The sequence below is a fragment of the uncultured Campylobacter sp. genome (assembly GCF_938030685.1).
Classification (GTDB): Bacteria; Campylobacterota; Campylobacteria; order Campylobacterales; family Campylobacteraceae; genus Campylobacter_B.
This window is the reverse complement of sequence record NZ_CALHHX010000077.1, coordinates 1-9,962: the sequence shown is the minus strand read 5'-3', so window position 1 is coordinate 9,962 and position 9,962 is coordinate 1. Positions and strand designations below refer to the sequence as shown.

The window sequence follows — 9,962 nt, the reverse complement described above, 5'->3', positions numbered from 1 at the left end:
TCGGACTGCTTGACGACGAGAGCGACCGCACGCTTGAAGAGATCGGCAAGGAGCTCAACATCACTCGCGAGCGCGTCCGCCAGATCGAAAGCTCGGCGATCAAAAAGCTAAAACACCCAAAAATCGGCCGCAAACTAAAAACCTATATCGAGAGCTAGAACAAAACGCAGATATAGCGATCTAGCGACACGCCGAGGTGACGGGGCTTTTTAAAGCGATGTTATCGCGCGTACCTGAAAAATCATAGAATTCCGTTCTAAATCCAAAGCGGAATTCTAAAAAATTTTATAAATTCTACGATTTTGCTTAGTTTGATATGCGAACCGAACTGAGTAGTGTAGGTTATTCAAGGAGACTTTATGAAAACTTTAGTAATCGTTATTTTAGACGGCTTTGCCGACTGGGAGGCTTCGCTACTGGCTCCCGCACTACGATATTTCACGGACTATAGCATCCTTTATGCCTCTCAACCGATAAAAACGAGAAAGTATCGTTCGGAGCTTTACGCGCAAAACCTGATTTAACAATAGATGAAATTTCGCCAGATGCCGCGGCAATCGTGTTAATCGGCGCTAGAAATTCATGGCGCGAACTGCCTAGCGAAAACGCCTCAAAAATTGCTAATTTAATAGAGGAATTTAAACAACAAGGCAAGGTGGTAGGCGGTATTTGCGACGGGGCGTATTTCTTAGCGGCGGCAGGAGCGCTAAATGACTGCCATCACACCGCAAATAGTCTAGCAGACATCGTTAATTTGCCAAAATACAAAAATAAGCATGCCTTTATACAAACAAATCGCGAAGCCGTAGTAGACGGTAAAATGATCACAGCAAATGGAAACGCATTTATTGATTTTACTATTCAAATGCTGCGCGCCTTAGGAGATATAGACGAAGCAAAAATTGCCCAGTGCGAACAAATGTGGCGATAAGTAGGCAGCGCGCGTTTAACAAATAAAATTTTGCCGAAGCAACACTCGAGCATATAAGCACAAATGAGATACAAAAAATACTGAAAATGAAATTTTGCCGAAGCGGTACGACATCAACGCTTGCTAGGTCTAACGCAATACCTTAGTTTGCGTGCTTCCGTGCAAATGCAGCATGGAATTTTACGCTCGTTTTGCCACTAAAATTATATACGGCGCGAGCCTAAGCCAACAGACGCTATGAAATTTAAAACAAAGTGCGCCGCCAAAGTGGTTACTTCAGCACGCGCCCATCGTCGTAAGCAAAAACGACGTCTTTCCCGTCTCGCCTTTAAATTTAGCGGAGCTCACCATGCCTCAATAATCCTCGCACGGCGAAATTAAATAGGTCTCATAAAGCCAAAGCTACAAAGCTTGCTTTGTACATCTCATTGTGCCACCTTATACCGCGTCCCGTTATCTCCGCCGCCTCATTATTGCGCGCCGACATACAATGCAATACCTCTAGCTTTTATAGCCCGTTTATCACATCCCACCGCCATGATGCCTTGCCCATAATGGAACGCTTTAAAAATATGGTAAAGCCGTCTCTCTTTACTTACACTTGTCGTACTCGTAATCGCAGTACCCAAATTTTGCCGCATTGCTGCGCCGACAACCGCAACACTATCTAAATTTACTGCTCCGCCGTGCCGTCCCGCTCTTAAAATTTACCTTCCGTAGCCAAGGGTGTGCTTGATAACACGATGTCGGTATTTTTGTCTCACTCTAAATTTACCTTCCGTCGCACCGCTAAATTTAACCGCGTCGCAAGCTGCGCTTTCTAAGGTGGCTGTAAATCCAAGCTCCGAGCAATAAAACCACCGCAAGGCAATACATATAAAAGGCCGCGCCGTTTTCATACTCCACGTCCTGCGCGGTAAAGACCTGCTGCGACATCTCGGAATTTCGAGCCGCCTCGTCCGCGATCTGCGCCATCACCTCATCATCATGCACGTCTAGCGTGATCTTTCGCAGCTCGATGAAATTCGTCCGCTTATCCAGATGCCTGCCGCTGCGACCCGTGACGTAGACGCTATGCGAGTAGAAATTTAGATAGTAAAATCCCGCGTCATCTTTCAAAAGCTTCTCCGAGATCTGCCGCACGGCGCCTTTAAACGGGTTATCGCCTGCCCTTTTTAGCGCACTTAGCCGGCTGGCGTCTCCGCCAAATTTATAATAAACGTACCAAAGCGCATCTTTTATCCGACCCTCGATGTCGCTGCCGCGCGGACGATTTAAAATTTTATCCTTGCTTAGATAAAATATGCCGTTTTTGCTCGCAAACAGCATGTATTCCTGATGTCCGGAGCGAAAATTTAGCGGCGTATAGGGCTCGTTTGCAGCATCAAATCTCTCGCCGTCCATAAACACCGCGCCCGTGGTGGGATCAAAAAGAAACTCTATGCCAGCGTTTGGTTCCATCAGATACATCTGCTCGTTAGGCGTGAAATTTAACCTCTCGCCGCCTTTATAAACGCTGCGTCCGTCGCTTAGCCAATTATCGATCAAGCGAAAGTGCGCGGGCAGCTCGGGGCCGTCTTCGTATATGATTTTTCGCCTTATCTGTTTTAGATTTTTTGCGTCCGCACCCTCTAAAATTTTACCCTCGTAAAATACCTGCTCGCCGTCGGTTGCGACGTACGGGCTCTCGGTCAGCGGCGAGATGGGCGCGCTAGTATCCAGCCTCGCGTAGGGGTAGTTGTACTCCTGCGGCCACTTTGAGAGCCCAAAGGCGTGGAAAAATACCTTGTAAATGTAGCTTATCGCGCCGCCCGTGCGCTGCGTGACATCCGAGCAGAAGTAGCTCACGCGCCCGTCGCTGTAGTAGCGAGAGCCGATCTTTTGAGTGCGAGCGGGATCCAGCCCCGACATCTTTCGAGCGCCGCAAAATACGCTACTAGCGTCCATGCCGACGTTTGTGTAGGAGTATCTGCCGGTATCAAGCGCGCGAAAGCTCGCCGCGTCCGCGCCGCCCTCTAACTCGTAGGGAGCAAAATTCCAAGAGCGTAGATAAATTTTGCCGCCGATATTATAATAATCGCTGCGGCCGATCTTTTGCGCGTACGCGGGCAGCTCGCGCAAGCGGTCATACACCGATAACTCATAGATAAAAACGAGCGAGACGAAGAGCGGCACGAAAAGCACCGCAAAGAGGAGCTTTAGCGCCTTTTTATCAAATTTACTTAAATTATCTGCCTTTTTCATAAGGCAATTATATATCTTGCTAGTTTAAAACGTTAGAAATTTAAAAGCGCTTGCAGGGGAAATTTTAAAATTTAGGCTGCGGTAAATTTGACGTCGAAAGCTGCGGGTAAATTTGACGGCAAAGTCCAAGCTCAAATTTATCCGCAACCGCGCGAAATGACTCACGCTCCGCGCAAATTTAACCCACTTTCACACGAATTTAACTCAAAACAAAATTTCCAGAAGATGCCGAGCCTCAGCTCGCCCTGTTTCCGCGCAAATTTAACTTAGTATCCGTCAAAATGCTTGGTCTTTGGCAGAACCAAATTTAGCGTGATACCGATGAGCGCGCCAAGTCCCACGCCGCTAAAGCTCATAGCGCCAAAGTCCAGCACCATGCCGCCGATCGCGCAGACGAAGATGAGCGCGACGATGATCATATTGCGCGGCTCGGCTAGATCCACGCCGTTTTTGATCAAGGTCTCCATGCCCACGCTAGCGATGATACCGAAAAGCAGCAGCATGATGCCGCCGATGACGGGAGCGGGGATCGTGGAGAGCGCGGCGCCGAGCTTGCCCACGAAGGCTAGTAGTATCGCCGCAAGAGCGGCAAAGGTCATGATGGCGGGATTGTAAGCTTTCGTGATGCTGACTGCGCCCGTGACCTCGGAGTAGGTGGTGTTTGGCGGGCCGCCGAAGCAGCCTGCCAGCGACGTCGCGAGCCCGTCGCCAAGCAGCGTGCTTTTAAGCCCCGGATTTTTGAGGAAATTTTCCTTCGTGACGTTGCTGATCGCAAGCATATCGCCGATGTGCTCGATCGCGGGCGCGATGGCGATAGGCACCATGTAGATCACCGCTTCGAGCTTAAAAACCGGCGCGGTAAAATTTGGCAGCGCAAACCACGGCGCATTTAAAATCGGAGTAAAATCCACGATGCCGATAAATAGCGACGCGCAGTATCCAGCCGCGATGCCACAAAGTATCGGCACGAGGCGCAGCATGCCGCGGCCAAACATCATAACGACGATGACAGCCGAGAGCGAGATGAGCGCGATGGTAAGCGACTGACCTTGCGTATAAAGCGCCTCTTTGCCCTTGCCCATGACCATATTTACGGCCGCGGGTGAGAGGATGAGACCGATCGTCATGATGACGGGACCAACGACTACGGGCGGTAAAATTTTATGTAAAAAGCCCTCGCCTTTTAACCTAATAAGCAGGCTTAAAACCACGTAAAAAAGTCCTGCCGCGATCACTCCGCTCATCGTCGCGGCGATGCCCCACTCCTTCACGCCAAAGCTTAGCGGCGCGATGAACGCGAAACTAGATGCGAGAAAGATCGGCGGGACGTGTTTGCGCGTGATGAGCTGAAACAGTAGCGTGCCGATGCCCGCCGTAAACAGTGCCACGGACGTATCAAGCCCCGTTAATATCGGCACGAGCACGAGCGCGCCAAACGCGACGAATAGAAACTGTACGCCGACGAGAGCGTCGCGTAGCCTGAGATTGTAGCCTTCGTATTTTTCCATCTTCTCCTCTTTTATCTTTGCGGCTTGCCTCGCGAGCGTCTTTAACGGAGCTAGTAAAAATTTAGCTTGATAGGCTATATGCCTTATCTTCGCTAAATTTTACGTCGCAACCCTTAAATCCATCTCGCGATCCTTCGCCTTGGCTCCTGTATTAAAATTTATAATACACCAACATTCTGTAAAATTTTAACTCGCCGCAGTCACGGAAGAGCAATCCACTCAACCCTCAGCCGTCAACCACCTGCGACCGCAAGCAGAACGAAGCAGTAGCGCTTCTAAACTACCTACGATCCATCTTAAATGTTTTAAAATTTTAGCCTCTTTTTAAAATTTTACGACCTCGCTTTAAAATTTCGCACTCAAGCTTAAAGCTAAATTTTAAGTCAAAGCCGCGTAAGTAGATCCAAACGGACACCGACCAAAATCCGCAAACCAGCAACTAAATTTCACAAACATAGCGGATAAATCAAAACTATGCAGGCCGAATTTACCGCTAAAATTTAGCGAGTAAATTCCGTCGCACGGCTATTTTTTGCGCAGCAGATCCTTCAGGCTCGCTCTTACGTCCTTGCCACGCAGAATTTGCGCGACCTCGGTAGCGATCGGAGCGTAGATCTTGTGCTTTGCCGCGATATTTACGACCGCTTCGGTCGTAGCTACACCCTCGGCGACCTCGCCCAACTCGCGCAGAATTTCCTCGAGCCCTTTGCCGCGCGCAAGTCCTAACCCCACGCGGTAGTTTCGCGATAGCGCACTCGAGGCGGTCAAAAACAGATCGCCCACGCCACTTAAGCCCAAAAAGGTCTCGTCTCGAGCACCGAAAAACTTGCCAAAGCGCGCGATCTCTACGATGCCGCGTGCGATCAAGCTCGCTCTAGCGTTATTGCCGAGCTCAAGCCCATCGCAAACGCCGCTAGCGATGGCGATGACGTTTTTATACGCGCCGCACACCTCTGCGCCGATGATATCGCCACTCGTGTAGGTCTTGATGTAGGCAGGGAAGGCACCTGCGAAAAGTTCGGCTAGATTTTCGTTACACGAGCTTACGACGAGCGCGCAAGGCAGCTTCTGCATGACTTCGGTGGCAAACGACGGACCTGATAAATAAGCAAGATTGCCGCGCGCGACGTGAGATTCAAAAATTTCGTTCAAAAACCTGCCGCTAGCCACGTCAATGCCCTTGGAAGCGACTAGAATTTTTTGATTTTTGTAGGTGAAATTTTGATCCAGCCACTGCGCAGTTTGCTGCGCTGCGAGCGCGAAAACGAGCGCTTCGCACTCCAATGCCTCACTCACGCTTACAAAATGCGGAATTTGTCTTGGCGTGCGCGAAGTGATGACGCATTCGTTTTTTACGCTAAGCGCATCAAAAAGCGCACTACCCCATTTGCCAGCGCCGATAACCGCGATTTTCATTATGTTCCTTTTTAAAAATTTATTCGCAAATTTGCGGTTTTTCAAATTTCATTCTCTTAAAATTCCCGCTCTTTGAAAATTTAGCCCAAAAGCGCCGACATGAGCCTGCACAAATGCTAGTCGAAGCCACGCTTTAAAATTCGCTTTTTGAAATTTTATCTTGTCAAAATTTCGTCTCGTTAAAATTTTGCGCTTTTGAAATTTACTCAGCCAAAACTTCGCTTTTTTAAAATTTACCTCGCTAAAATTTCATACTTTTAAGGTTTTGCTCTTCCGCCAAAAAACACTTTCACAAAAGGCGCGGCAGTGAACGAATGAGAATTTTGAAACTTCATTATACGTTTTAAATTTCACTCGTGCATCGCTGCGGCAAATCAAATTTTTAAAAATTTTACTCAGACGCCCGATCGCAAATCGCGCTTTTAAATCTGCTTAAATCTCTCAAGGCGTGCTTTGAGCCTAGATGATCTTGCGGTCTCGCTCACCACGTTATCGTTTGGCGCAAGGTTTGAGGCACGCGTGCGTATCCGACACGGCGATTGATTAAATTTAGCCTACACATCGACTCGCCACTCAAATTCGACCCTACGTATTCGATCCTATCCGCGCACCCGAGTTGCCGTTTTTGCTACCTCAGGCAGAGTAATTTTACGCATTCCCTGCAAGCTTTGCCGCGCTTTGACGATAGCCGTAAGTAAAATTCCTAACGGACGTGCTTCTTAAACCCCTCCGTCGCAGACCGACACTTGATGCAAACAGCCCGCACGAGAAAAAACGAACTCAAAAGAACAAAACGTGCGCGAGGAGAGCAGGTAGCCGCAGAGATCGCGCCGAATGAAATATAACACGAAAAGCCTTCGTCATTGGCGCGTTAAAGCTTTAGCTCGAAGCAAAACGCTGCGAGCAGATTTAAAATTTTATCCCTAAGAGCTTCATCTATCGCATGCGCTCCGCCGCCTTTTATTCGTCGTTCGCCGCCGCAGAAGCTGCGAAATCAACCCAGCTTCTGTTTTAAAAGCTCGTTTACTTTCGCAGGATTAAACGCACCCTTGCCCTCTTTCATCACTTGGCCTACGAAGAAGCCGAATAGCTTGTCCTTGCCGCCGCGATAGTCCGCGACCTTGTCCTCGTTTTGGCTCATCACGCGCGCTATGATCTGCAAAATCGCGCCGTCGTCGCTTACTTGCCTCAAGCCAAGCTTATCGATGACCGAGCTTACAGCCTCGTCGTGCTCCATTAGATAATCAAGCACCTCTTTGGCGGCCTTTTGCGACACTGCGCCGCCTTCGATCGCGCTTAAAAGCTCATTCATCTTCGCGCTGTTTACTGGCGAGTCCTCGATCGTAACGCCGTTTTTGAGCCTGCCCGCAAGCTCGACGGTAAGCCAGCTGACGCAGAGTTTCGACTCATGCCCAGCCGCGATCAGATCCTCGAAAAATCGCGCGTTTTCGTAGGTCGAGATTATGATCTCGGCATCCTTCTCTTTAACGCCTAGCTCGCGGACGTAGCGGGCCTTTTTCTGATCGGGCAGCTCGGGGATCTGCTGCGCAGCAGCTAGCATCTCGTCATCCACGATCACGGTTAGTAGGTCGGGGTCTGGGAAGTAGCGGTACTCGGCGCTGTCTTCTTTGCTGCGCATCGGCTTGGTGATGAACTTAGCGGTGTCAAAAAGGCGCGTTTCTTGCACGACCTCTTGATCATATTTGCCGTCCTGCCACGCTTCGATCTGACGCTCCACTTCGAACTCGATCGCCTTTTGGATAAATTTAAAGGAGTTTAAATTTTTAATTTCCACGCGCGTGTAGAGCTTTTGTTCGCCTTGCGGGCGGATGCTGACGTTTACGTCGCAGCGAAATGAGCCTTCCTGCATATTCGCGTCGCTAATATTTAAAAATCGCAAAATGCTGTGGAGTTTTTTTAGATACGCGACCGCCTCGTCCGCAGAGCGCATATCGGGCTCGCTTACGATCTCCAAAAGCGGCGTGCCGGCGCGGTTTAGATCGACCAAGCTGCGCGAGCTTTCGTGATTATTCTTGCCCGCGTCCTCCTCTAGGTGCGCGCGCGTGATACCGATGCGCTTGCTCTGTCCGTCCACGGCTATAAAAAGCTCGCCGTGCTCGACGATCGGGATCGTCCACTGCGAAATTTGATACGCCTTGGGAAGGTCGGGATAGAAGTAGTTTTTGCGGTCGAATACCGACTTGCGATTGATCGTTGCATTGACGGCGGTGCCGAAACTGATGGCTTTTTTAACCGCCTCCTCGTTTAGCACCGGAAGAGCGCCGGGAAGCGCTAGGCAGGTCGGGCAGACGTGCGAATTCGCCTCGTCGCCGAAGCTCGTGGGGCAGGAGCAGAAAATTTTGGTTTTGGTATTTAGCTGGCAGTGTACCTCCAGGCCGATCACGGTTTCAAACATAAACTTAACCTTTTAGAATAAAAATTTCGCGTAATTTTACAATTTTTTGCTTTAATACTCGCTTGCAGCGGCGCGCGGCAGAGGCTAAATTTTAAAATTTAATCGGATAGATTCTACTCGCCGCCATGAAGGAGCTTTTCTTTCAGATCGAAAATATCGACCATCAGGCAGGTGATGATGACACATATCACGCCGGGAGCGGTGCAGATGAAGAGGAATTTTAACCCCAAAAAATAAAATGACGGATAGGCAAAAAAGACGAATGCGCCGACGAAAATCAATCCGAACGACGCACCTACGAGGAAGTATAAGAAATTTCGCTTAAAATTAATGCTCATCGACGATCACGGCGCCCGCTAGATAAACGTAGCTTAAAACCATGAAAATAAAAGTCTGCAAAATCGCCATAAAAGTAAGCAGCGCAAACGGCACCATCGGTACTAGCGCAGGAGCTAGAGTAAGCATAACGAGCAGGAAGGTATCGTCGCCTTTGATGTTTCCGAAAAGTCGGAACGAAAGCGATACGACGCGCGAAAAATGCGAGACGATCTCTATGACGAACATAAACGGCGCTAGGATTTTCACCGGTCCCATAAAGTGCTTTAGGTAGTTGATCACGCCGTGCTCGCGAACGCCCTCAAAATGGTAATACAACCAAACGCAAAGCGTAAGCGAAAGGGTTAAATTTAGACTTGCGCTCGGCGACTCAAAGCCCGGCACCAAGCCGATAACGTTACTAAAAAATATCACAAATCCCAATGTTGCGATTAGCGGAAGATATTTTTTGGCTTGCTCCTCGCTACCCATCGCGTCCTTACCGATCGTTAGCACGCCGCTCAGGTAGGCTTCGGCGATGTTTTGCATGCCATGTGGCACAAGCTGAAGAGAGCGAGTGGAGCAAAGCGCGACGGCTACGATGATAGCGACGACCAAAAAGAAGTAAAAAAGGTAGATAAAAGTGTGGTCGTAAGAAATTAAACCGCCGAAAAGAAAGATGTCTTTTAGCATAAAAACCCTTGATCGTTGAAATTTGTGGCGTATTTTACACTTCTATTCGTTAAAGTATATTTAAATTTGCGTCAGCGAGTAAAATTTTGAGCTTTGCGAGTTCTCACACCGCTTACTTGCCCAGCACTTTCGTCTAGCTTACGCGCCATTTATGCGGGAATTTTGCGTTTTTTTGGCATTTAGCTCCATATTTACAGCAAATGACAAAATTTTAGCTGGTAAGTACGAAATTTGCGGCTACACTGCCAATTCGCCATTATTGCAAATATAGAATTAATCTGGCACATACGGCGAAGCTCTAAGCCGGTTGGCGGTAAAATTTGTGTTTAAAGATACGAAAAGCACGATAAAATTCTACCGCGACGGCGCCGTGGCGAATTCCAAGAATTCCAAGAATTCCAAGAATTCCAAGAATTCCAAGAATTCCAAGAATTCCAAG

9 protein-coding genes are annotated in these 9,962 nt (G+C 48.8%); 3 read left to right on the top strand and 6 right to left on the bottom strand.

Annotated features, from left to right (window positions below):
* The 3 genes from Q0369_RS03400 to Q0369_RS03390 all read left to right on the top strand — a co-directional run.
* Window positions 1-158: sigma factor-like helix-turn-helix DNA-binding protein (locus Q0369_RS03400; RefSeq protein WP_298096004.1), on the top strand; the 158-nt coding region annotated here is incomplete at its 5' end.
* A 201-nt stretch (window positions 159-359) separates the two neighbouring features.
* The gene (locus Q0369_RS03395; protein WP_298095995.1) at window positions 360-524 is read left to right on the top strand and encodes a hypothetical protein; all 165 of its coding nucleotides are present in this window, start codon (window positions 360-362) and stop codon (window positions 522-524) included.
* Between the two features lie 2 nt (window positions 525-526).
* The gene (locus Q0369_RS03390) at window positions 527-931 is read left to right on the top strand and encodes a DJ-1/PfpI family protein (protein ID WP_298096001.1); all 405 of its coding nucleotides are present in this window, start codon (window positions 527-529) and stop codon (window positions 929-931) included.
* A gap of 795 nt (window positions 932-1,726) precedes the next feature.
* On the opposite strand, the gene Q0369_RS03385 is transcribed toward Q0369_RS03390, so the two are convergent.
* The 6 genes from Q0369_RS03385 to Q0369_RS03360 form a co-directional block, all read right to left on the bottom strand.
* Complete coding sequence (locus tag Q0369_RS03385) at window positions 1,727-3,175, bottom strand: DKNYY domain-containing protein (protein ID WP_298095992.1); 1,449 nt, start codon at window positions 3,173-3,175, stop codon at window positions 1,727-1,729.
* Between the two features lie 266 nt (window positions 3,176-3,441).
* Window positions 3,442-4,683: a uracil-xanthine permease family protein gene (locus Q0369_RS03380; protein WP_298095989.1), complete on the bottom strand. Its 1,242-nt coding sequence runs from the start codon at window positions 4,681-4,683 to the stop codon at window positions 3,442-3,444.
* A gap of 525 nt (window positions 4,684-5,208) precedes the next feature.
* Window positions 5,209-6,102 carry an NAD(P)H-dependent glycerol-3-phosphate dehydrogenase gene (locus tag Q0369_RS03375; protein WP_298095998.1) on the bottom strand — a complete coding sequence of 298 codons (894 nt, stop codon included), beginning with the start codon at window positions 6,100-6,102 and terminating at the stop codon, window positions 5,209-5,211.
* A gap of 991 nt (window positions 6,103-7,093) precedes the next feature.
* Window positions 7,094-8,515 (bottom strand): Asp-tRNA(Asn)/Glu-tRNA(Gln) amidotransferase subunit GatB, encoded by a 1,422-nt coding sequence (gatB, locus tag Q0369_RS03370; protein WP_298095986.1) that lies wholly within the window; start codon window positions 8,513-8,515, stop codon window positions 7,094-7,096.
* A 113-nt stretch (window positions 8,516-8,628) separates the two neighbouring features.
* Window positions 8,629-8,853 (bottom strand): hypothetical protein, encoded by a 225-nt coding sequence (locus tag Q0369_RS03365; RefSeq protein ID WP_298095983.1) that lies wholly within the window; start codon window positions 8,851-8,853, stop codon window positions 8,629-8,631.
* Window positions 8,843-9,523 (bottom strand): F0F1 ATP synthase subunit A, encoded by a 681-nt coding sequence (locus Q0369_RS03360; protein ID WP_177387592.1) that lies wholly within the window; start codon window positions 9,521-9,523, stop codon window positions 8,843-8,845. The genes Q0369_RS03365 and Q0369_RS03360 overlap by 11 nt, the downstream gene beginning before the upstream one ends.
* Between the last annotated feature and the right edge of the window lie 439 nt (window positions 9,524-9,962).